Consider the following 21,516-nt stretch of genomic DNA (forward strand, 5'->3'; position numbering starts at 1 on the left):
GTGGGCGGACTGCCGGGAATACGTCAGAAGGAGGTGAGTTGCGATGCTGGAGGTGTACTGGGGCCTGCTCATTACAGGCGTGCTCTTCGCGTTGGTTACCGTGCTCTTCGGGGATCTGCTCGGCAGTGCTCTGGGCGGGATGTTCGACTGGATGTCGGGCGACGTGCTTCATGCGCTGCAGCCGATGGTGCTGTTCAGCGGCATTACCGTGCTCGGAGGAGCGGGCATTCTGCTTACGAAGTATACGGCGTTCACGGCAGGCATGGTCTTGGGACTGGGCGTACTGGCGGCGGTCTTCTCCTGTGTTCTGATCTACCTGCTCTATATCAAGCCGATGGAGAACACGGAGCAGTCGCTGGGCTTCTCTATGGACGAACTCGTCGGCAGGATCGGTGAGGTGACTATTCCGATTCCGGCGGCCGGCAGCGGGGAAGTGGTGCTGCGCATCGGCGGAGGGCTGACGAACCAGATTGCGGAGAGCTACGACGGAAGCGAGATTCCTTGGGGCAAGCGCGTGGTCACCGTGGAAGTGATCTGCGGGGTGCTGATGGTGACGGCGCTCGATACGGATGAGCCGGGACTCGATCCTTAGTCTGCTTGACACGCTTTGTAATACTTACTCATCATCTTTCATGATGCAAACGAATGGCTCTAATTCCAACTGAACGAGGAGTGGTGGAATGGCAATGGATGCGGTATTGGTGCCTGCGATCGTCGTTGGTGTGATTATTGTACTCGGGCTTGCCTTCTGGGCGAGATACAAGACAGTATCGCCCGACGAGGCGATGATTGTCACGGGTTCTTTCCTGGGCACGAAGCATGTGCTGACAGACGATACGGGACGGAAGATCAAGATTGTACGCGGAGGCGGCTCCTTCATCCTGCCGGTATTCCAGCAGGCGGAGTTTCTCTCCCTGCTGTCGCATAAACTCGACATCTCGACGCCGGAGGTGTACACCGAGCAGGGGGTGCCGGTGCTTGCCGACGGCGTGGCGATCATCAAGATCGGCGGGTCCGTGGAGGATGTCGCCACGGCTGCCGAGCAGTTCATGGGCAAGCCGACGGAAGCGCTCCGTGCGGAGGCCCAGGAGGTGCTCGAGGGACACCTGAGAGCGATCCTGGGGACGATGACGGTGGAGGAAGTGTACCGCAACCGCGACCGATTCGCCCAGGAGGTGCAGGGCGTCGCGGCCAAGGATCTTAAGAAGATGGGGCTGCAGATCGTCTCCTTCACGATCAAGGACGTCCGTGACAAGCAGGGCTATCTCGAGGCGCTCGGGAAGCCGCGGATTGCCGCTGTGAAGCGGGATGCGGAGATTGCGGAGGCTCAGGCGGTGCGGGATGCGCGGATCCAGAAGGCACAGGCCGAGGAAGAGGGCCAGAAGGCGGAGCTGCTGCGCGATACGAATATCGCCGAAGCGTCCAAGGAGAAGGAGCTCAAGGTCGCCTCGTTCAAAAAGGACCAGGATATGGCCCGCGCCGAAGCGGATCAGGCTTACCATATCCAGGAAGCCCGCGCGAAACAGAGCGTGGTCGAAGAACAGATGCGCGTCGAGCTCGTGCGCAAGGAGCGGGAGATCGACCTCGAGACGAAGGAAATTCTGCGCCGCGAGAAGCAGTATGACGCCGAGGTCAAGAAGAAGGCGGATGCCGACCGCTATGCGGTCGTCCAGGCGGCGGAAGCCGACAAGGCGAGGCAGTTCGCCGAAGCGGATGCCAGGCAGTACCGCATCGAAGCGGAGGCGAAGGCGAATGCGGAGCAGAAGCGGCTCGAGGGCCTGGCGGTGGCGGACGCCGAGCGGGCCAAGGGTACCGCCGAAGCGGAGGTCATCCGGCTGCGCGGTCTCGCCGAGGCGGAAGCGAAGCAGAAGCTTGCCGAGGCGTTCGAGAAGTTCGGCGAAGCGGCCGTGCTCGACATCATCGTGAAGATGCTGCCGGAGCTCGCCGAGCGGGTGGCTTCGCCGATCGCAGCGATCGACAAGCTGACGGTCGTCGATACGGGGCATGGCGAAGGCGCGGCACGGGTCAGCAACTACGTGACCCAGCTGATGGCGACAGCGCCCGAGATGCTGAAGAGCGTCAGCGGCATCGACGTGGAGCAGCTCATGAAGGGGCTGACCCGGCGGGCGGGCCAGACGGCGGAGTCCCAGCCGTCTGCTGGCACCCGCGGCAGCGGCGGGAACGGGCAGGAATAAACGGTCAGGAATAGCCCGGTCCGGCTTGACTCCACAGGCTGGAACGGTAATCATGGCGTGGCTGGAACCCGGTTGGTTTCCGTCCGAAAGCTTCCTCTGCACAGAGGGAGCTTTTCTTTGTTGAAGGGTGTTCTTGCTGCGGGGAAAATGGGTAAGCATTTGTCATCGGAGATTCGGCGGGTTTATAATTGGTTTAGTAATGAAACGTTTTACATAGGAAGCAGAACCGAACTGCCTGTCCTGCAAAAGATGACAACCGGCAGTGTGCGTTATAACGGGGAGGGACGATGATGTCAAAGGCATTGCCGGCGAAGGCCAATCTCACCGAGGGACCGATCGGCCGTAACCTGCTGCTGTTCTCGCTGCCGGTGCTCATGGGCAACGTGCTTCAGTCGCTGAACGGGACGATCAACTCGATCTGGGTTGGCAACTATCTTGGAGAGAGCGCTTTCGCGGCGACTTCGAATGCGAATAACATTATGTTTTTCCTGCTCAGTCTCGTATTCGGCATCGGCATGGCGTCTACGATTCTGATCGGACAAAGCATCGGAGCAGGGGATGAGGCGCAGGCGAAGCGGGTCGTCGGTACGAGCGCGCTGTTCTTCACCTCCCTTTCGATCGTGATCACCTTGATCGGCATGGTGTTCTCGGAAGCGATACTCCGGGGGATGAGCACACCGGCGGATGCGATGCCGTATGCGACGGCCTACCTGAGGATCATTTTTCTCGGCGTGCCGTTTATGTTCTTCTACAACTTCATTATGATGATTCTCCGCGGAGCAGGTAACGCCAAGACGCCGTTCTACTTCCTGCTGCTCTCCACGGTACTCGACATCGTGCTCAATCCCGTATTCATCTTTGGGCTAGGGCCCCTGCCGCGGATGGAGACGGCCGGTGCCGCCCTGGCCTCGGTCATCGCCCAGCTCACGGCGCTCATCGGACTGCTGTGGCACCTGTACCGACGCGAGCATTTCCTGCGTCTCACGGCGGCCGACCGGCATCTGCTGCGCTTCGATCCGCAGATCGTGGCCGCGCTGGTCAAGAAGGGCATTCCGATGGGCCTGCAGATGATGATCGTCTCGACCAGTGCGATCGCCATCGTCCAGCTTGTGAACTCGTTCGGCTCCGTGGCGACGGCGGCCTTCGGGGCGGCCATGCAGATCTCGAGCTATGTGCAGATGCCGGCGATGGCGATCGGCGGAGCGGTGTCGACGCTGGCCGCGCAGAATGTGGGGGCCGGCAAGTGGGACCGCGTTCACAAGACGACCCTGCTCGGGATCCTGTTCAACTTCGTGATGACCGGTGCACTGGTCGGTGTGATCTACCTGTTCAACAGGCAGGCGCTGGAGCTGTTCCTCCAAGACGAGGCGGCGATCGCCATCGGCATGACGATCAACCATATTACGCTGTGGGCGTTCATCCTCTTTGGAATCACCTTCGTCGTGTCCGGGGTCGTACGGGCGACGGGAGCGGTGATGATCCCCATGCTGACCACGTTCCTGGCTCTTTGGTGCTTCCGAGTTCCCCTCGCCTACTATCTCGGGTACGCGTACGGGCTGGAGGCGTTGTGGTGGAGCTTTCCGGTCGGGTTCGGCATCGGAATCGTGCTGTCATCCGCGTATTATTTGTGGGGTAATTGGCGTCAAGCCAAGATGATGGAGCCTGCCGCCGCCCCAGGGGTGGAGTAGCTTGCAGGCACGGCGAGAGACAGCCGTTCGGCTTGTCCGCTCACGTGCGTGGAGCCGCAGGGGCCGCCTGGCAGCTTGGAGGTGTATCCTTGCATCTCCGCCCGGCCTATTCTCCATCTCCGAGCGGGAAAGGGGAGGCCAGAGGAAGTCTTGCCATCTAGTGCGTACGTAAAGCTGCCCGAGGGTAAGTATCCTCACCTCTTTGCAGTGCCGTTTTTCAGACATCCCAAAAAACCATCCCCGGCTGTCCACTGGACGCTGGAGATGGTTTTTTGGGGTTCGTATGACGGACGGTTATGTACCTTGCTGTCAACCGTTCCCGCTCTACTCTCGAGAAGTCTCGAGGCATCAAGCCATAAGGTACTTCTCGGTGAGAATCGAGAGGAGCTGGATACCCACCTCGTTGTGGCCGCCCTCCGGGATGATCAGGTCGGCGTACTTCTTCGACGGCTCGATGAACGCCTCGTGCATCGGCTTGACCGTACCGAGGTACTGGTCGTAGACCGATTGAATCGAGCGCCCGCGTTCATTGATGTCGCGCAGCACCCGGCGGAGAATGCGGACGTCCGGGTCCGTATCCACGAACACCTTGATGTCGAGGATCTCGCGCAGCTGCTCGTCCGACAGCACGTGCAGCCCTTCGATGATGACAATCTTGTTGGGCTTCAGCTCAACCGTTTTGTCCACGAAGCGGGCATGGTTGGCGAAGTCGTAGACAGGCGCATGGACGGTATCGCCGTTTTTCAGCGCCTTGAGGTTCGCCAGCATCAGGCTGTTGTCGAAGGCCAGCGGATGGTCATAGTTGATCGTCTCGCGCTCTTCCAGCAGAAGATGAGAGTGATCTTTATAATAATTATCCTGGGAAATAAAAGTAACTTTCTTCGAACCCAGACGGTCGATAACCGAGCGGGCTACCGTTGTTTTGCCGGAGCCCGTTCCCCCGGCGATTCCAATAATGAGCATGGTTAAGATGAAGCCTCCCGGTGATTGATGCGATGAACAGCTGATGCGGTGAATCCCTTGTTGCGGATTGATTTTGATATTGTAGCACAATCGCGGTAAGGACAAAAGTCCCACTGCCGCCAAGCCGTGCTTCTCGGTGAGCCAGGGTGTACGGGGCGTCTTTCTTTTGTCACATATTCTTCGAAGCTTTCGGCAAAATAATCCGGTGCATCCCAATCTCCGGGAATCTCCCCTAAAGGAGCGATAATACATTGAGTACGCAGACGATAGAAGTGCCGGGCCTGATGCTGCCGGACCTCAAGGATAAAGTGGCGGTTGTGACCGGGGCCGGATCGGGAATCGGGAGGGCGGCGGCGCTCGAGCTTGGCCGGCAGGGCGCGAAGCTTGTCCTCGTGGATCTGAAGGACGAGCGGAGGGAGCAGGTGAAGGCGGAGCTTGCCGCCATGAAAGCGGACGCGGTCACCCTGGACGCGGATCTGTCGGACCCCGTACGGGTACAGTGGGCGTTCGACGAGGCGGCCAAAGCCTGGGGGCGGCTCGACATCGTGTTCGCCAACGCCGGGATCAACGGAGTGCTGACCCCGATCGAAGATATGAAGCCCGAGGACTGGGACCATACGATGTTCGTGAACCTGAAGGGTACGTTCCTCAGCGTGAAGTATGCTATTCCCCATATGAAGGAAAAAGGGGGAAGCATCATCATCACCTCCTCGATCAACGGCTCGCGGGTGTTCTCGAACTTCGGGATGTCCGCCTACAGCACGTCGAAGGCCGGACAGGTTGCTTTTGCCAAGATGGCGGCCCTGGAGCTCGCACGCTATAAGATCCGCGTCAACGTCATCTGCCCCGGGGCGATTACGACCCATATCGGGGAGAATACACATTCGACGCCGGAGCTGCGCAAAATCAAGATTCCGGTGCAGTACCCGGAAGGCAGCATGCCGCTTGAGCACGGTCCAGGCAAACCGGAGCAGGTGGGGGAGCTCGTCGCGTTCCTTGCCTCGGGGGCATCGAGCCATATTACGGGCACGGAGCTGTTCATCGACGGGGCGGAATCGCTGCTGTAAGGCAGGGGCTCAGCGGATCAAGAATCTGGACCGGCAGCCGGACGAGAGAGTTGGTTTTCGCTGCCTCCTTGGAGCGGCTGGAATCCGATTCCTCATCTGCCCTGGTTTCGCGAAGTGGCGTGTCCCCTCTGAAACATGGTATGCTCTCTTCATGGTCAGGGAGACATCTGGGCCCAAGGCCCGTACCACATGCAGGCGTTCGCCCATGACTTGCCAAGGGGAGGGAAGCCGGATGAATGATGATTTTATGCAGATCAAGTCGATGCAGGGGGAACTGAAGATTTCCCATAAGAAAAGGCACTTCGGGCTGACGGTGTCCACCCAGGAGCTTATTTACCAGAAGCCCCATGCAAACTTTTATATCAAGCTTCAGGATATTCTCTCGATAACGCCCTTCGAGGTGCCGGTCGGTTCGCGTCCGATGAGGCTCAGCGCAAGCTCCTCCACCGCCAGCGAAACGGTCTACATGCAGGAGGGCATGCAGCATTACCGCTTTTACGTCAAGGAGGCCCACGTGCATAACCGGAGCGGGATCTTCCATATGGGGCCCTCGCAGTTCATTCTGCCGGTGCATGAGGACCTGCTCCGTGCGATCTCCAAATACGGCGGGATGGATGCGTTCGAATAAGACGGACGGAAGCGCGGGAATCCGCAGGGGCTGCTTATGCGGCTCTGATCAATGCCGTGTCCCGTCAAGCCGGATTGTCGTATCGCTTATGGCCCTGCAGTACACAAGAAGGTGTGCTGCGGGGTGTTTCTTTATTCGGACGGACTATGCGCTTCTGCATACGGACGGATCAGTGAGGCAGGCGATGCCTTGTGTTGTTCGTTATAAAGAACGTTTTCTGGGCTTATTCCATGCCTTTTTGGGTGTAATTGGTTGGATTAAACAATTTTCGACACCCTTTTGGTCAATCCTGTCGGTGTTGTGTGCCGTTCACCAGGGGTACCATGAAAGTACATAGACTCAACCATTCCGCATCCGAAGGAGATCTGATATAGATGAAAACCACATGGTGGAAAGAAAGCGTCGTATACCAAATTTATCCCCGCAGCTTCATGGACGGCAACGGGGACGGCATCGGCGACCTCAGCGGCATTCTCTCGAAGCTCGATTATCTGAAGGGTCTCGGGGTCGATGTCCTCTGGATCTGCCCGATCTACAAATCGCCGAACGACGATAACGGCTACGATATCAGCGACTACTGCGACATCATGGAGGAATTCGGCACGATGGCCCAGTTCGACGAGCTGCTGGCCGAAGCGCACAAGCGCGGCATCAAGATCATTATGGACCTCGTCATCAACCACACCTCCGACGAGCACCCGTGGTTCCTGGAATCCCGGAGCTCCAAGGATAACCCGAAGCGCGATTACTACATCTGGAGACCGCCGGGCAAAACCGGGGAGGAGCCGAACAACTGGGAGTCAATCTTCGGCGGCTCCGCCTGGCAGCTGGACGAGACGACGGGCGAGTACTACATGCACCTGTTCTCCACGCGTCAGCCGGACCTCAACTGGGAGAACGAGAAGGTGCGCCGCGGCCTCTATGACATGATCAACTGGTGGCTGGACAAAGGGATTGACGGCTTCCGGGTGGACGCCATCACGCACATCAAAAAAATCCAGGCGCTGCCGGATCTGCCGAACCCGCTCGGCAAGAAGTATGTCACTTCGTGGGAGGGCCACCGCAACCGGGAGGGCATCCTCGATTACCTGCGCGAGCTGCGCGATGAGACGTTCGCCAAGTACGACATCATGACCGTCGGGGAAGCCAACGGCGTCGAGCTCAAGCAGGCGGAGGACTTCGTGGGCGAGAAGAACGGCGTGTTCAACATGATGTTTCAGTTCGAGCATATGTCGGTGGACCACGGGCCGGGCGGGAAGTGGGATTACAACCCGGACTGGAAGCTGACGGACCTCAAGGACATTCTGACCCGGTGGCAAAATGGCCTCGAGAACCGCGGCTGGAATGCGCTCTTCCTCGAGAATCACGACGTGCCGCGGTCGGTCTCCCGTTTCGCCAATGACAAGGAGCATCATGCCGCCTCGGCCAAAATGCTCGCGACGCTCTACATGCTCATGCAGGGCACGCCATACATCTATCAGGGCCAGGAGATCGGGATGACGAACGTGAGCTTCGCCTCCATCGACGATTATCGGGACGTGGAGATCATGAACCTGCACCGCGACGCCTCGGCTGAGGGCTGGACGGAAGAGAGGATTCTGGCCGCCGTCGAAGCGCAGGGCCGCGACAACGCCCGTACGCCGATGCAGTGGGATGCGGGAGAGAACGCAGGCTTCACAACCGGCACGCCTTGGATCGGGGTGAACCCGAACTATACCGAGATCAACGTTCAGGCGCAGATCGCCGACGAAGATTCGATCCTGAACCATTACCGGCGCCTGATTGCCCTGCGCAAATCTTACCCGGTCGCCGTTCACGGCTCCTATGAGCTGCTGCTGCCGGAAGACGAGCGGATCTTCGCTTACCTGCGCCGCTTGGGAGACGAAGCGCTGCTGGTGGTTTGCAGCTTCTCGGATCTCATCACGGCGAGCTCCATGCCGGAAGAGCTTACGGGGTGCAAGGCCCAGCTGCTGCTGGACAGCGGCAATCCGGCCGCCCAGCTGGCGGATACCGGCGTACTGCCGGAGGTACTGCCGCTGCAGCCGTACGAGTCCCGAGTATACTTACTTACCTTGACGAAAGCTGCTCAACCTTTTTTCAGTCATTCTCAATCCTCCGCCGGCACGGTATAATGGGTCCTGTACCCAATTGAAGACCTTAATGGCCAAGGAGGAATCTCCGCAATGAACGCATTCTCTTTCGTGAACCCGACCCGTATTCTCTTCGGCGAAGGGATGGTTGACAAACTTGGCGAGCAGGTGCAGGCGCAGGGCGCCCGCACCGTGCTCCTCGTATATGGCGGCGGCAGCATCAAAAAGAGCGGCCTGTATGACCGCGTGCTCACCCAGCTGGAGCAGGCCGGCGCCCGTGCCGTCGAGCTGCCCGGCGTTGAGCCAAACCCGCGTGTGACCACCGTACGCAAAGGGATCGAGCTGGCCCGCGCCGAAGGCGTGGACCTGATCCTCGCCGTCGGCGGCGGCAGCGTGCTGGACGCGGCCAAAGCGGTGGCGGTAGGCGTGCCGTACGAAGGCGACGTCTGGGACTTCATGATGCGTAAGGCGGAGATCCAAAGCGCCCTGCCGCTCGGCACCGTGCTGACGCTGTCGGCGACGGGCTCCGAGATGAACGGCAACTCCGTCATCACGAACTGGGAAGAGAATCTCAAGAAATCGTTCGGCAGCATCCATGCCTATCCGAAGTTCTCGATTCTCGACCCGACGCTGACTTACTCCGTGCCGCGCGATCAGACCGTGAACGGTATCGTCGACACGATGTCCCACGTGTTCGAGCAGTACTTCTCCCCGACGAAGGATACGCCGCTGCAGGAGCGCTTCTGCGAAGGTGTGCTGCAGACGGTTATCGAGAACGGCGAGAAGGCACTGGCGAAGCCGGACGACTACACGTCCCGCGCGAATCTGATGCTGAGCAGCACGTTCGCGCTGAACGGCGGTCTGATCTCCGTCGGTATGCAGAACGACTGGGCGACGCACATGATCGAGCATGAAGTCAGCGCGATCTACGACATTGCCCACGCGGCCGGCCTCGCCATCCTGTTCCCGAATTGGATGAAGTACGTGTACAGCGAGCGCATCGACCGCTTCGTGCAGTACGCGGTGCGGGTATGGAACGTCGACCCGACCGGCAAGTCGGACGAGGAAGTGGCGCTGGCTGGCATCCAGGCGACACGCGATTACTTCAGCCGCATTGGGGCGCCGGCGCGTCTGGCGGACCTCGGCATCGGCGAGAAGGACATCGACCGCATGGCGAAGGAAACGGTCCGTTTCGGCCCGGTCGGCGGCTTCAAGCCGCTGAATGAGGACGACGTGAAGGCGATTCTGCGCCTGAGCTTGTAATGAATAGGAGCCGCAGTCCCCTGACCGGTTAGGCAGGGGATGCGGCAGTGCGAAATAGCGATGGATCCCATCGCTATTTCGTGTTGTTATGGGAGCTGTGCGCGGAGCCAGGAGCTGCTCATCTGAAGGCGGCCGGCTCTCATGGCGGTGTGGGGCAGGGGCCCGGCAAGCCCGGCAAGCGCCACCATGGCGCAGCTGGCACGTAGAAGCGTGCTGAAGAGGGGGGCAGTGGGGAAGATGAGCCGCCAGAGCCGCGAACCGCCCAGCTTGCACGGAATAACCGTGCAAGCGAGGGTGTGGAGCGCGCTTCGCGAGGCATTGCTGCCATCTAACACGGAAAAAACGTGTTAGATGAGCCGCCAGAGCCGCGAACGCCCAGCTAAGACGGAAAATCCGTGCTAGCATGGGCGAGGAGCGCGCTTCGCAAGGCATCGCTGCCATCTAACACGGAAAAAACGTGTTAGATGAGCCGCGAGTGTCGCGATCGCCCAGCTAGGACGAAAAAACCGTGCAAGTGTGTGCGAGGAGCGCACTGAGCAAGGCGTCGCTACCATCTAACACGGAAAAACCGTGTTAGATGAGCCGCCAGAGCCGCGAATGCCAGCTAAGACGGAAAATCCGCGCTCGCAAGAGCGCGGATCGCGTCACTCAAGGCTGCATGGCCTCGTAACACGGAGAAACGTTTTCCAAAGGAACGAAAGGAGGGCTGTTCGGCCATGAAAACGACGAACAAGTCCGACCGGATGAATCATCTGCTGTTTGTGGGCGTCACCCTGCTCTACTGGTGTTCGCTGTATGTCTACGTCCCGATCTTGTCTCCCTACCTTGAGCATCTAGGAGCCTCCTACAGCATGGCTGGGATCGTGCTCGGCAGCTACGGCTTGACGCAGATCCTGCTTCGGCTGCCGCTCGGCATTGCCTCCGACCGGATGAAGCTGCGCAAGCCGTACATCCTGCTCGGCATGCTGGCGGCGGCGCTCAGCTGTCTGTGCTTCGCCTGGCGCGAGCAGATCGAGTGGGCGCTCGCCGGCCGCATTCTCTCCGGCGTGGCGGCCTCCACCTGGGTTGCTTTCACGGTCATGTATGCCGGCCTGCACCGGGAGGGCGGGGCGACGCGGGCCATGGGTACGATCTCGCTGCTTACGGCCGGCGGCCAGCTCATCGGGATGCTGCTGAGCGGCTATCTGCTGAAGTCCGGGGGCTGGGCATCCTCCTTCTGGACCGGCGCGGTGATCGGAGCCGCCGGCCTGCTGCTTGCGCTCTTCCTGAGGGAGCCGCGGGGAGGCATCGACCGAACGCCGATGCGGTACGGCGACCTGCTGCCCGTGATGAAAGACGGGCTGCTCTGGAGAGTCTCGACACTCTCCATCCTGGCGCACGGCGTGCTGTTCATCACGATGTTCGGCTTCACGCCGTCCTACGCTCTGCAGCTGGGGGCGGATGAAGCAGACCTGACGCTGCTCGTCGCCGCCTTCATGGTGCCTCACGCGGTCAGCTCTTATCTGACCGGCCGTGTTCTGGCGCCAAAGTTCGGCGCATGGAACGTGGTGCTGGCCGGATTCCTCATCTCGGCGCTGTGCTCGGCGGCCACCTCGGTGGTGCCGACGTTCGGCCTGCTGCTGCTGACGCAGGCGCTGAACGGATGGTTTCAGGGCCTGCACTTTCCGCTGCTGCTCGGGCTCTCCATCGACCATATCGACGAACGCAAACGGGCAACCGCGATGGGCTTCTACCAGGCGGTCTATGCCGTGGGGATGTTCGCGGGTCCTTTCGTCGCCGGTACGCTGAATGAATGGAGCGGGCTGAAGAGCGGCTTTTATCTTGCAGGCCTACTAGGGGCCGCTGCGGCCGGATTGACGCTCTACTGGTTCAAGCGGGCGAGAAAGCCGGCTGCCGGGCTTGTTGCAGAAGGGCGGACCGACAGCATCTAGCGCTCCGGCTGCTCAGGAGCCGACTCATCCGGCAAAGAATGGGGTAAAGTATGGAGAATAAAGGAAAATGAGGTGATGACCCTGTTCCTGCTCCTGCTTGCCGTTTCGCTCGTTGTTCCGGCGTTGATGCTCGCTCTTCGTGCTTTTGTCCCAAAATCCGCCTTCTGGTTCGATGCGGCCGCTCTCGTCAGCATGTACGCGTTCGGAGTCATTGCGGGCGATGCGGTAGCGGGGATTCTGCTGCGCAATACGGTCATGATGACGGAGGTGCACCGGATTTTCTACAACCCTCTGTTTCTTGCCGCAGGCGGATATTTAGGCCTCTATGGCTTCTACCGCGGCTGGACCGGTCTCTTCCGGTACAGCGGCCGGTGGAGCGGATAGAGGGGGCCTGTCCTTAGGCTCCGTACGAACTTGGGATAGAAGCGCAGAGCGGCTGTGATAAATTAAGGAATGGGGCCGTTCTACCCCACGGAAGGCTGAACAGCAGCGCACACTGACGTGTGTCCTGCACTCCTGAGTATGCCTCCTTACGTATCGGCATGTATCCATACGGATACACCCGGCAAACCCGCGGCAGCGCGGGTTTTTGCCTTTGCACGCTGCAGCCCGGCCGCAGCCCTCCCCAAGACCTGCCCCCATATGGTAAGGTATATCAAGCAGGGCAGGCGCCAAAAAGTGGAATGCCGCCGGAAACGGAGGGGATCGGAGAATGGAGACGAGAGCGGAGAAGTTCACGGAATCGTGCTTAGGCTGCCGGCTGGCGTGCGGACAAGAGGCAGCGGAGATCGTCTACGAGAACGAGCGGATCACCGCACTGCTGGATATTGCCCCGCTGAACGGGGGGCATGTGCTCCTGCTGCCGAAGCGGCATGCGCTCGACCTGGACGAGCTGGCCCCGGAAGACCTTCGGGCGCTTACCGAGGCTGCGGCGCGGATCGCCCGGGCGCTGAAGCTGCTGTACGCGCCTGACGGCATTACGACCATGAGCAACGGCGGGATATTCAATGACCTCGGCCATGTTCATCTGCATGTGTTTCCCCGTTACCAGGAGGATGGATTCGGATGGAGAGAACCGTCTGCTCCCCGGGGGACGGACATCGCGAATACGGTGATCCGGGACCGGTTAGCGGAACTGCTGGCGCCGCTGTGAGTCTGACCTGCGGTACTTCTAAGACAATCTTAGAAAATGACATAAAAAGCAATGGATAAAGGAGCCACGTTCAAATGACCACATTCATCGATCTGAAACCACGCATCAACGAAGAAGCCCTGCAGGAGCTGCTGTCTTACTCCATGTTCCCTGATCCGGAACAGATCGAAGCGGCCTTTACATCGTACCGGGAGGATCCGGCCTGGGAGCTGTACGGCCTTGAGCAGGAGGGTACCGTCGTGGCCATGATCGGCTTCACGGAGGAGGACGGCCGTGTGCTGCATATCCGTCACCTTGTGGTTCATCCGGAATTCCGCCGGATCGGCTACGGCCGGGGAGTGATCCTTGAGCTGCTCGAAGCACGCAAGCCTTCCGCGCTCCGGGCCGAGACGGATGAGGAGGCGGTTGATTTTTACCGGGGCAACGGCTTCTCGGTCGTCTCGCTTGGGGAGCCCTACCCGGGTGTGGAGCGCTTCGCCTGCACCTATGATGCGGAGTAGCAGGATTCAAGGGTCGGCAGGCGATCCATGACTATCGCCCCGTGCAGGCCGGTCCCCACAGGGGGCTGTACGGTAACCGCAGGGGAAGCCGCCTTCCAGACGAAGAACCAGTCAAGAATGCGACCGGGCGGGGCGTCTCCTCCCCTGCATCCCTTCCCAACAACCGGCCTCCATGCAGGCCGGTTGTTTTTTATGCATCGGGGAGCTGCTGGTACGGAGAGGCCCGCCGAAGCCTGAGCAAAGGCATCATTCCCGATAGGGCCTCTTGAAGCAGGCGATGATCCTGCCCTCCGAGGGGACAACGGATACAAGCTCCCAGCCATAGCGGCCCCAGTGGGACAGGGCTTCATCCAGAGCCCAGCTGCCGTTGTTTCCGTCCGTACCGTTCAAGCAGTCGCCCAAAGACACATCGGAGGCATACTCCCACTTCCCTGCACCAGACCCTGACCCTGGACCGTCCGCAGGAGGCAATCGTTCTTCCTTGCGGTCCCATCTTACACGGGTAGAGGCGTGGGAGAGCAATGAAATGATTTCTTCCTGTTCAACCGTCTCCAATTCCAGAAGGCGGGGAGGCCGGGGGATATGGAAGGCGCGGTGTGAATGATACACCTGCAGAACCAGGGACCCGAGCGGTACTCCGTCATTCCCGGATAAGGTATACCAGATGCAGCGTTCCCGCTCCTCCGGCGGGCCCCAATTTTCTATGGAGTTCTTGAGATGAAATCCTGCTTTTGCATGAAGCCCTCTTGACTGAGATGCGCTGCGACCGGGTTCATAAAATCTTGAATCCATGCCCCGTAAGCGCGGTCTCCATACGCTCTGAACATCTCCTCGAGTTCGGTTTTTCTCTTCTCATACACGGCTCTCCATGAATCGGACAGAACCTGCTCCGCCCGGCGGACGATCTCCTTAAGCTTCATCATTGTCATTTTCGCACACATCCTCTCAAATTAATCTAACATCGATAAATTATTAATTTAATGGTGTTAGAATACTTCGATGTGGTATACTTTGTCAAGCAGGAATAGGAGGCTGACATGGCAAGAAGACGAATCTATCCCAGCGAAACAGAGAACGGAGCCGTGGAGGAACTGCATACCCCCTTGGACCAGCCGCGCATTCTGAACGCCTTTTTGAGTATGCTGCAGACGGAGGGCCTGGAGCCGATTTCGATGCGCAAAATTGCCGATTTCCTTGGGGTAAAAGCAGCTTCCCTGTATTATCATGTGAAGGACAAAGATCAGCTGATTGTATTATTGGGCGAGAAGATCCGATCAGAGGTCGAACTGCCCGGTCCGGAACTGGATTGGCGGGAAGGGCTGAAGATCTGGGCCTGTAATTTTCGGGATACCCTGAAGCGGTACCGGGATTCCGTACAGATTATGAATGCCACCTTCGCAGCAACTCCCCACCGGCTGGCACATATTGAATTTCTATATCGGGTGTTTGCGCGGCAGGGCTTCCCGGATCCCCAAATTCCATGGTTTGCTTCGATGCTGAAAGCTTACGTGCTTGGCTTTGTGGATGAAGAGAATCGCCTGCTCGAGCGCTCGAAACAAAAGCAGAAGAATGCGGGAACCGCGGAGAATTCGCCGTTTCCATCCCTTCCTGAAGAGAAGTATCCACATTTGGTCAGGCTGGCTGAGTACACGACTTCCTCCGATTTTGACAACGAATTCATATGCGGAATCCAAGTGCTGTTGGATGGGTTCGAGGCTCAGCTGGCCGCGCGGAAGTAGGCCGGGAGAGAAGCGGCGCTGCCGATGAGTCGGAATGGTTCATCCCCGCAGGCGTTCCGCCGAGGAAGCGGGCAGGCATAATATAACCCTCCGGTGTCACTATGGGAATGTGTTCTCCCATTCCAGCGGAATTCAGGGCAGCAGTGACACGGCATTCGGCGTCCTGCCCACGGAGGAGAGCAGGGCCCTCTCCTAGGAGGTCCAAGCCGAACCGCACAGCGGCAGGTACGCGCCGGCAGGTCGGCCAAGACGGCATCGCCGCCCGGACATGCTCCACTGCCAGCGCTTTCTCCAGGGAAGCGCGGCCATCCTCGCTGCGCGCTGACACCGTGGGGTTCAAATCGGCTGCATTCACCCGGGTGGCAGGTCTTTGGATGAGACCAAGGTAGGAAAGACGCATGTACGCGAAGTGCCTATGATCGCACCAAGAAGGGGTACCGGAATCCATGGAGGATCACCGGTACCCCTTCTTGTGCTGCCGTTCAATGGCTTGTATATTTCACCCAGTCATAGTAAGCATACAGCGGATTGGTCCCGCCGTAGCTTCCAAGCCAGTCATCCACGCCCGTTCCGTTCCAGAGATTCATCATGATTTTCCCCGGTGTCTTCGGAATGTCAGTGGTTGCCGTATGCTTGAGCACACCGTCTACGTACCACTTCATATGGCCGGGCTGCCAGTCGAACGCATACGTATGGAATCCCTTCGAAGCGTCGAAGCCGAGGTAGACGACCTTCTCCTGCCCGCTGACGATGCCGCTATTCTTCGCAGGCTTCATGCTCACCTCGTATTTGCCGTATCCTTAATTGTTCGTGGAACGGTATTCGCCGCAATCGAACTTGTTGTACGAAGGGCTGGTGATCTTCAGCTCCAGCTTCCCGGAGCTTGTAAAATTGGCGTTGCCCGCCTTCCACGTGCAGTTGAACATGCTGCCGTTGGAATAGTTGTCCGCTTTTTGCCAGGTGCTTGGGTTGAAATAAGTAAGCGGCTCCCAGAATTCCCATGCTGCCTTTGCGGATGTAAGATGACCGGACAACAGCATGAGTGCGGTTAAAACGAACAGACAAGCTTTCTTATTCATGCGCTTCCTCCTCTTTTGGATTGGGTATGCATCCATACCCGATGGATTGTCCTCCAGGCCTGTACCTGCCGGTCTTCCTTCTCTCCTTTCTGCCAGTGCTGGTTTGGCGGCGGTCATGCGATCTGTATGGCTGTCCTCCTCTGCGACTTCCGCAATGCCATCTTACCAGCTTTCGTTTCCCGCGGACCGTACGGTTTTTCGGATAGGGTCTTCGTATTTAGGTCGAAACGCTGGAACCCCTGCGGGCTCCCGCCCATATACTGCCACTGAGACCCTATGATCTTCCTGCATAAAAGAGACGACGAAGGAGGGGCTGCGTATGAAGCTGCTCTCGCGCCTTGGAGCACACCGGGTCGGCGCACTGGCTGCAATGGGCCTCGGGGTGGTGTCCCTGGCGGAGGCGGTGCGGCTGTTCCCTTACGGCAAAGAGGCTTGGGCGGGTGACCATCTGGTTCCCGGCCTTCTTGGCGCGCTGCTCATCGTACTGGGAGGGCTGATGCTGAGGGGCGCCGGCAGACCGCCGGGGGCGGCCGTGTTCCCGGAGGGGACGCTGCGCAAACAGATGCTTTTGGTGTATGCCGCCATGTTCCTGTATACGCTGACGCTTCCTTATCTCGGGTACCTGATCGGCACGTGGATCGCAGGGACACTGCTGCTGCGCTGGATTGGGGGATACAGGTGGGTCTTTTGTCTGCCGGTGTCGGCTGCCGTCACAGCCGTACTCCAGGTGATCTTCGTGGGCTGGCTGCAGATGAGCTTTCCTGCGGGGATCTTCGCCTGGTTATAAAGGAGGTGCGGCATGGAAGCCTGGAGCCTGCTGCTGGGGGGATTGGCCCAAGCTTTGACACTCGACAATCTGCTGATGGCCGCCATCGGCGCCTTGGTCGGCACGTTCGTCGGCGTTCTGCCGGGACTCGGCCCTACCTCGGCCATCGCCATTCTGCTGCCGCTGACGACCGTGCTGGAGCCGACGCAGGGGATGATCATGCTGGCCGGGATCTACTACGGCGCGATGTACGGCGGGTCGACGACCGCGATTCTCATGAACATCCCGGGCGAAGTGTCGTCGATCCCGACCTGCCTCGATGGGTACCCGCTGGCCCGCAAAGGGCGCGGCGGACCTGCCCTCGGCATCGCAGCCATCGCCTCCTTCGCCGCGGGGACGCTCGCCCTGTTCGGGCTCGTCGGGTTCGCCCCGTGGCTTGCGGAGAAGGCGCTGGCGTTCGGCCCGCCGGAGTACACGGCGCTGATGCTGCTCGCGCTGACGCTCATCGTGAACCTGTCCGGCCGCTCACTGGCCAAGGCGCTGACGATGGGGGCGGCAGGCTTCCTCGCGGCCGCCGTAGGTCTCGGCCCGACGAGCGGGATGCCCCGCTTCAGCTATGGAAGCACCTCGCTGACCGGCGGGCTCGAGATGATCAGCGTGATCATCGGGCTGTTCGCCGTAACCGAGGTGTTCAAGGGGATGGAGGAGCGCCGGGCGCAGATCACGAACTCGAAGCTCGGCCGGCTCTACCCGGACCGGCGGGAGCTGCTGCGCTGCACGCCGTCCTTCCTGCGGGGCGGGGTGGTCGGCTTTGTGCTGGGATTGCTGCCTGGCTGTTCGGCGGCGGTGTCCGCTTTTCTGGCGTATGATGTGGAGAAAAAGGTGTCCCGGACGCCGGAACGGTTCGGCAGAGGGGCGATGGAGGGCGTTGCGGCACCGGAGGCCGCGAATAACGCTACAAGCTCGGCGGGCTTCATTCCGCTGCTCTCGCTGGGCATCCCTTCCTCGCCGCCGCTGGCCGTCCTGCTCGCGGGCCTGATGATCTACGGCCTCGCGCCCGGACCGCTGCTGTTCGAGCAGAACGGCCCGTTCATCTGGACGGTGATCGCCAGCATGTTCGTCGGCAACGCGATGCTCCTGATCCTGAATCTGCCGCTGGTCGGGCTGTGGGCGCGCATGACGCGGATTCCTTATGGCATCATGGGCCCCCTGATCCTGCTGCTGAGCACGATCGGGGCGTATACGATCCGCAGCTCGCTGTTCGACGTGGGGGTGGCGCTGGCGTTCGGGGGACTCGGCTATCTGTTCCATAAGTATCAATGGCCGGTGCTGCCCTTCATCCTCGGCTTCATTCTCGGACCGCTCTTCGAGCAGTCGTTCCTGCAGTCGGTCTCGCTGTCGGGCGGCAGCCTGATGATCTTCCTGGAACGGCCGCTGTCGGCGGGCCTGCTTGCGGGGGCTGCCCTCCTGCTCACCGTCTCAATCCGGCTCAAGAAGCAGACCCAAAAGCGGATCGCGGAGGAAGCGGGAGACTTCGAAGAAATTGCATAGCCAGAAGGAGGCGTCTTACGCCATGAAACGGAAATGGAAGGCTGCGGCGGCCGGAGCCGCGCTGCTGGGTGTTCTGCTGTCCGCCTGCACCTCATCGGGCGGCAGCGGGGAGAGCGCGGCCGATAACCCCAAGAAGGGAATCGAATACGTTGTGCCGTTTTCGCCCGGCGGCGGGGTGGACCTGGTCGCCAGAGCCGTGGCGGAGTATGCCGGCAAGGCATGGGGGCAGCCGGTGACCGTGGTGAACAAACCCGGCGGAGGCGGGGCCATCGGTGCCCAGGCTGCGCTCAAGGGAGCGGCTAAGGACGGATATACGGTGCTCGCGGACAACAATTCGAGCACCAGCATGCTGTCGGCGGGCATGAGTGCACCGCCGGTGGCGCTCACTGACCACCTCTTCGTCTCGAAGATTGTGGAGGATGCCCCGGCGTTCGCCGTCAGTTCGGATGCGCCGTGGAACGATTTCAAGACCTTCTCCGACTGGGCCAAGGCCCATCCCGAGGAGCTTACCTGGACCAGCGTGGGGCCGTCGGGCTTCTCTTCCTTCGCGGTGGCGGAGTGGATGAAGGTGATCGGCGGGGACTTCTCGAAGTCGCGGATGGTGACGACCAAGGGCGCATCGGAGTCCGCGCCGATGATTGCCGGCGGCCATGCCGTGCTCGCCGTGCATACGGTGGCGGAGCTGTACCCGCTCGCCCAGGCCGGCAAGATCAAGCTGCTCGCCGTCGTATCCGATCAGCGCAGTCCGTTCCTGCCGGGTGTGCCTACGGCGGAGGAGCAGGAGGTAAAGGGGCTCACGGTGCGGTGGTGGACCGGGTTGTCCCTGCCGGCCGGAACGCCCGATGCCATCCGCGCGAAGTGGGATGCCCTGATCGCTAAGATGGTGCAGGATGAGGCTTTTCTGGAGAAGCTGAAGAACCTGAAGATGGAGCCGGCGTACCTGGATTCCGATAAGTTCAGCGAATGGGTGGGGAACGAGTCGAACTACTTGACCGATCTTACGGGAAAATACGGGATACGGAAGTAAGCGATGTTGTGCTGGCGTGCGGATCCGGCAGCAGTGTCGGTGATACAATACGTACAACAGGGGATCATCACCGCTCTCGGTAATAACATAAGAAACATTATGTAAACCAAGAGGCGCCGCTGCGAGCTCTGCTGCGGGCCTCTTGGTCTTTTGCAGAAGATCATATCGGTTTTGGCCGGTCTGTCACCGTACCGAACTTGGGCTCAGCTCTCCTGGCGATCCGGTTCACCCGCATCCACCGCGACGATTTTTACCTTGCCCTGCGTGTTCGGATTGCCGGCGGCCGGGCGGGTTTTGTTTTTATTTTTGGCCATGGCTCTTATCCTTCCTCGTCCTGCTTCTCGATGTGTCCCTTGATCGCCGCGATGGCATCGTCGGAAGCGCTCAGGTTCGGGTGATCAACGTCGGTTACAATCCGGTCATCGCTGTAATCACGGGTTCGCGCATTAACGGGCAGGTCTTTGTTTTTACGGCTCATGAAGAGTCCTCCTGATTCGAGTTTGGGTGCTGAGGGACGGAGTGTCCACGGTGCTCGGTACAGCGGCATTGGCGTTTGGACTGCTTGGCCAACGCCCGACTCCCCCTTCACCTTCTACAGGGTGTGCTCCCTGAATTAAGAACATACGAAAGGGGAGGCGACAATCGCTGCCAAGGGCGCATTTTGATCTATTGACAGGAATTATATGGAAACGATATACTAGGTAAAATTCAATACGCGCTAAACGCAAGGAATGGGAGTAGTAAGGGAAACTATTGTTCAGAGAACTGTCGTTTCGGTGCGAGACAGTCAGCAGCTTCCCCCAACTTACCCATGAGCGGTAAGGCTGAATTCAGTAGGTCTTAACGGTTAACCTCGTCAATGGGTTCTAAGATGGTTCGTATATATTCTTGAACGAGCGAATCAAAAAGAGTGGTACCGCGAAGGAAAAACCTATCGCCTCTTTGCAGGCTGTAGGTTTTTTATTTTGCTTTTGAAGGAACCAATCCATTTATAAGGAGTGGGCTATCAGATGGAAGACGTGATTGATTATTACTCCCGTTTCGACGAGTGGGGCAGGCTGGATAGGGAACCGTTAGAGTTTGTTATTAACTGGCATTACATGAAAGCATATTTACCTGCCCATGGTAAAGTATTAGATAATGGAGCAGGACCCGGGAAATATTCAATGGAGTTAGCGAAGCTGGGTTTGGATGTAACGCTTTCTGATCTAACACCTCGTCTGGTTGAAATGGCAAAGGAGAAGGCGCTTGAGCTCGGTTTAATGGAACGCTTCAACAGCTTTCATGTGTTAAATGCCGTCCATTTGGACGGATTGCCGAATGAGGGGTTTGATGCTGCTTTGATGTTAGGACCCCTTTACCATTTGCAAAGGGAAGAAGAACGGATCCGTGCTGTGAGAGAGTTGTTTCGTGTTACCAAAAAGGGAGGCGTCATTTTTGTCGCTTTTCAAAGCAGGATGAGAATGACCCTAACTTCCTTGCAATATCCGCAGCACTGGAAGCCTCATGACACCATGGATTCCATTCATGAGTTCCGCCATAGAGGGATTTTTAATCACGCAGATCAGGGTCGGTTTACAGGAGCATACTACTACAACATCCATGAGATAAAGGCCTTTATGGAGGGCCAAGGATTTGAAACCGTCGATTTGATTGGGTCCTCCAGCATCGGTGGGTTGTTAACTAATGAACAAAGGCAGACTTGGGAAGAAAAGGGGGAGTCTCAGAGGCTGATAAACTTACTTATTGAACTCGCAAAGGACCCATCCGTCTTGGGAGTCTCATCTCATTTATTGTATATCGGCAGAAAGAAATGATTGGGCAAAAAAGATATAGCAAGGATGCCAAAATAGTAAAAAAGCAAATAAACTGCTAT

19 protein-coding genes, 2 pseudogenes and 1 other annotated feature are annotated in these 21,516 nt (G+C 59.0%); of the genes and pseudogenes, 16 read left to right on the forward strand and 5 right to left on the reverse strand.

Going from position 1 to position 21,516, the window contains the following annotated elements; translation table 11 throughout:
* The first annotated feature begins 43 nt into the window (after positions 1-43).
* The 3 genes from ACP26L_RS16510 to ACP26L_RS16520 all read left to right on the forward strand — a co-directional run bounded on the left by ACP26L_RS16510 (position 44) and on the right by ACP26L_RS16520 (position 3,883).
* Complete coding sequence (locus ACP26L_RS16510) at positions 44-592, forward strand: protease (protein WP_426454122.1); 549 nt, start codon at positions 44-46, stop codon at positions 590-592.
* 88 nt (positions 593-680) lie between these two features.
* The gene (locus ACP26L_RS16515) at positions 681-2,195 is read left to right on the forward strand and encodes a flotillin family protein (RefSeq protein ID WP_426454124.1); all 1,515 of its coding nucleotides are present in this window, start codon (positions 681-683) and stop codon (positions 2,193-2,195) included.
* Between the two features lie 290 nt (positions 2,196-2,485).
* Positions 2,486-3,883, forward strand: a complete 1,398-nt coding sequence (locus ACP26L_RS16520) for an MATE family efflux transporter (protein WP_426454126.1) — start codon at positions 2,486-2,488, stop codon at positions 3,881-3,883.
* 348 nt (positions 3,884-4,231) lie between these two features.
* On the opposite strand, the gene udk is transcribed toward ACP26L_RS16520, so the two are convergent.
* Positions 4,232-4,846 carry a uridine kinase gene (gene udk, locus ACP26L_RS16525; protein ID WP_426454128.1) on the reverse strand — a complete coding sequence of 205 codons (615 nt, stop codon included), beginning with the start codon at positions 4,844-4,846 and terminating at the stop codon, positions 4,232-4,234.
* 251 nt (positions 4,847-5,097) lie between these two features.
* Between udk and ACP26L_RS16530 the strand changes: the two genes are divergently transcribed.
* The 8 genes from ACP26L_RS16530 (at position 5,098) to ACP26L_RS16565 (ending at position 13,478) form a co-directional block, all read left to right on the forward strand.
* Entirely contained in the window at positions 5,098-5,913 is an 816-nt protein-coding gene (locus tag ACP26L_RS16530) for an SDR family oxidoreductase (protein WP_426454129.1), read from the forward strand.
* 232 nt (positions 5,914-6,145) lie between these two features.
* A complete protein-coding gene (locus ACP26L_RS16535; RefSeq protein WP_426454131.1) occupies positions 6,146-6,541 on the forward strand; it encodes a hypothetical protein in 396 nt (131 codons plus the stop codon).
* A gap of 374 nt (positions 6,542-6,915) precedes the next feature.
* Positions 6,916-8,673: a glycoside hydrolase family 13 protein gene (locus ACP26L_RS16540; protein WP_426454133.1), complete on the forward strand. Its 1,758-nt coding sequence runs from the start codon at positions 6,916-6,918 to the stop codon at positions 8,671-8,673.
* Between the two features lie 51 nt (positions 8,674-8,724).
* Positions 8,725-9,894 (forward strand): iron-containing alcohol dehydrogenase, encoded by a 1,170-nt coding sequence (locus ACP26L_RS16545; RefSeq protein WP_426454134.1) that lies wholly within the window; start codon positions 8,725-8,727, stop codon positions 9,892-9,894.
* Between the two features lie 716 nt (positions 9,895-10,610).
* Positions 10,611-11,825 (forward strand): MFS transporter, encoded by a 1,215-nt coding sequence (locus ACP26L_RS16550; protein ID WP_426454136.1) that lies wholly within the window; start codon positions 10,611-10,613, stop codon positions 11,823-11,825.
* A gap of 75 nt (positions 11,826-11,900) precedes the next feature.
* Positions 11,901-12,209: a hypothetical protein gene (locus ACP26L_RS16555; RefSeq protein ID WP_426454138.1), complete on the forward strand. Its 309-nt coding sequence runs from the start codon at positions 11,901-11,903 to the stop codon at positions 12,207-12,209.
* 328 nt (positions 12,210-12,537) lie between these two features.
* A complete protein-coding gene (locus tag ACP26L_RS16560; protein WP_426454140.1) occupies positions 12,538-12,978 on the forward strand; it encodes an HIT family protein in 441 nt (146 codons plus the stop codon).
* A 74-nt stretch (positions 12,979-13,052) separates the two neighbouring features.
* Positions 13,053-13,478: a GNAT family N-acetyltransferase gene (locus ACP26L_RS16565; RefSeq protein WP_426454142.1), complete on the forward strand. Its 426-nt coding sequence runs from the start codon at positions 13,053-13,055 to the stop codon at positions 13,476-13,478.
* Positions 13,479-13,724: 246 nt separating this feature from the next.
* Here the strand turns inward: ACP26L_RS16565 and ACP26L_RS16570 are convergent, their stop codons facing one another.
* Positions 13,725-13,886 (reverse strand): hypothetical protein, encoded by a 162-nt coding sequence (locus ACP26L_RS16570; protein ID WP_426455255.1) that lies wholly within the window; start codon positions 13,884-13,886, stop codon positions 13,725-13,727.
* Between the two features lie 150 nt (positions 13,887-14,036).
* Positions 14,037-14,419: pseudogene (locus ACP26L_RS16575) on the reverse strand (DUF6022 family protein); the annotation flags it as partial.
* A gap of 96 nt (positions 14,420-14,515) precedes the next feature.
* On the opposite strand from ACP26L_RS16575, the gene ACP26L_RS16580 reads away from it, so the two are divergent.
* Positions 14,516-15,217, forward strand: a complete 702-nt coding sequence (locus ACP26L_RS16580) for a TetR/AcrR family transcriptional regulator (RefSeq protein ID WP_426454144.1) — start codon at positions 14,516-14,518, stop codon at positions 15,215-15,217.
* Positions 15,218-15,699: 482 nt separating this feature from the next.
* Here ACP26L_RS16580 and ACP26L_RS16585 read toward each other — a convergent pair.
* Positions 15,700-16,296, reverse strand: a pseudogene (locus ACP26L_RS16585) (family 16 glycosylhydrolase).
* 319 nt (positions 16,297-16,615) lie between these two features.
* Between ACP26L_RS16585 and ACP26L_RS16590 the strand changes: the two are divergent.
* The 3 genes from ACP26L_RS16590 to ACP26L_RS16600 are packed head-to-tail and all read left to right on the forward strand — an operon-like array spanning position 16,616 to position 19,640.
* Positions 16,616-17,083 (forward strand): tripartite tricarboxylate transporter TctB family protein, encoded by a 468-nt coding sequence (locus ACP26L_RS16590; protein WP_426454146.1) that lies wholly within the window; start codon positions 16,616-16,618, stop codon positions 17,081-17,083.
* Between the two features lie 12 nt (positions 17,084-17,095).
* Positions 17,096-18,613, forward strand: coding sequence for a tripartite tricarboxylate transporter permease (locus ACP26L_RS16595; RefSeq protein WP_426454147.1), 1,518 nt, complete (start codon positions 17,096-17,098; stop codon positions 18,611-18,613).
* Positions 18,614-18,635: 22 nt separating this feature from the next.
* Complete coding sequence (locus ACP26L_RS16600; RefSeq protein ID WP_426454149.1) at positions 18,636-19,640, forward strand: tripartite tricarboxylate transporter substrate binding protein; 1,005 nt, start codon at positions 18,636-18,638, stop codon at positions 19,638-19,640.
* A 319-nt stretch (positions 19,641-19,959) separates the two neighbouring features.
* Here ACP26L_RS16600 and ACP26L_RS16605 read toward each other — a convergent pair whose 3' ends face one another.
* Complete coding sequence (locus tag ACP26L_RS16605) at positions 19,960-20,118, reverse strand: hypothetical protein (RefSeq protein ID WP_426454151.1); 159 nt, start codon at positions 20,116-20,118, stop codon at positions 19,960-19,962.
* A 240-nt stretch (positions 20,119-20,358) separates the two neighbouring features.
* Positions 20,359-20,585 (forward strand) — a binding site (T-box leader).
* 65 nt (positions 20,586-20,650) lie between these two features.
* Here ACP26L_RS16605 and ACP26L_RS16610 point away from each other — a divergent pair.
* On the forward strand, positions 20,651-21,457 hold the full coding sequence (locus ACP26L_RS16610) for a class I SAM-dependent methyltransferase (RefSeq protein WP_426454153.1): 807 nt from the start codon (positions 20,651-20,653) through the stop codon (positions 21,455-21,457).
* Positions 21,458-21,516 lie beyond the last annotated feature (59 nt).

The sequence above is a fragment of the Paenibacillus sp. S-38 genome (assembly GCF_049942825.1).
Classification (GTDB): Bacteria; Bacillota; Bacilli; order Paenibacillales; family NBRC-103111; genus Paenibacillus_G.

Excerpts from the sequence above, each read along its gene's own strand:
- ACP26L_RS16555 (WP_426454138.1), top strand. The coding sequence starts at position 11,901 with ATGACCCTGTTCCTGCTCCTGCTTGCCGTTTCGCTCGTTGTTCCGGCG.
- ACP26L_RS16540 (WP_426454133.1), top strand. The coding sequence starts at position 6,916 with ATGAAAACCACATGGTGGAAAGAAAGCGTCGTATACCAAATTTATCCC.
- ACP26L_RS16560 (WP_426454140.1), top strand. The coding sequence starts at position 12,538 with ATGGAGACGAGAGCGGAGAAGTTCACGGAATCGTGCTTAGGCTGCCGG.
- udk (WP_426454128.1), bottom strand. The coding sequence starts at position 4,846 with ATGCTCATTATTGGAATCGCCGGGGGAACGGGCTCCGGCAAAACAACG.
- ACP26L_RS16520 (WP_426454126.1), top strand. The coding sequence starts at position 2,486 with ATGTCAAAGGCATTGCCGGCGAAGGCCAATCTCACCGAGGGACCGATC.
- ACP26L_RS16595 (WP_426454147.1), top strand. The coding sequence starts at position 17,096 with ATGGAAGCCTGGAGCCTGCTGCTGGGGGGATTGGCCCAAGCTTTGACA.
- ACP26L_RS16510 (WP_426454122.1), top strand. The coding sequence starts at position 44 with ATGCTGGAGGTGTACTGGGGCCTGCTCATTACAGGCGTGCTCTTCGCG.
- ACP26L_RS16580 (WP_426454144.1), top strand. The coding sequence starts at position 14,516 with ATGGCAAGAAGACGAATCTATCCCAGCGAAACAGAGAACGGAGCCGTG.
- ACP26L_RS16550 (WP_426454136.1), top strand. The coding sequence starts at position 10,611 with ATGAAAACGACGAACAAGTCCGACCGGATGAATCATCTGCTGTTTGTG.
- ACP26L_RS16610 (WP_426454153.1), top strand. The coding sequence starts at position 20,651 with ATGGAAGACGTGATTGATTATTACTCCCGTTTCGACGAGTGGGGCAGG.
- ACP26L_RS16605 (WP_426454151.1), bottom strand. The coding sequence starts at position 20,118 with ATGAGCCGTAAAAACAAAGACCTGCCCGTTAATGCGCGAACCCGTGAT.
- ACP26L_RS16545 (WP_426454134.1), top strand. The coding sequence starts at position 8,725 with ATGAACGCATTCTCTTTCGTGAACCCGACCCGTATTCTCTTCGGCGAA.
- ACP26L_RS16600 (WP_426454149.1), top strand. The coding sequence starts at position 18,636 with ATGAAACGGAAATGGAAGGCTGCGGCGGCCGGAGCCGCGCTGCTGGGT.
- ACP26L_RS16590 (WP_426454146.1), top strand. The coding sequence starts at position 16,616 with ATGAAGCTGCTCTCGCGCCTTGGAGCACACCGGGTCGGCGCACTGGCT.
- ACP26L_RS16565 (WP_426454142.1), top strand. The coding sequence starts at position 13,053 with ATGACCACATTCATCGATCTGAAACCACGCATCAACGAAGAAGCCCTG.
- ACP26L_RS16535 (WP_426454131.1), top strand. The coding sequence starts at position 6,146 with ATGAATGATGATTTTATGCAGATCAAGTCGATGCAGGGGGAACTGAAG.
- ACP26L_RS16515 (WP_426454124.1), top strand. The coding sequence starts at position 681 with ATGGCAATGGATGCGGTATTGGTGCCTGCGATCGTCGTTGGTGTGATT.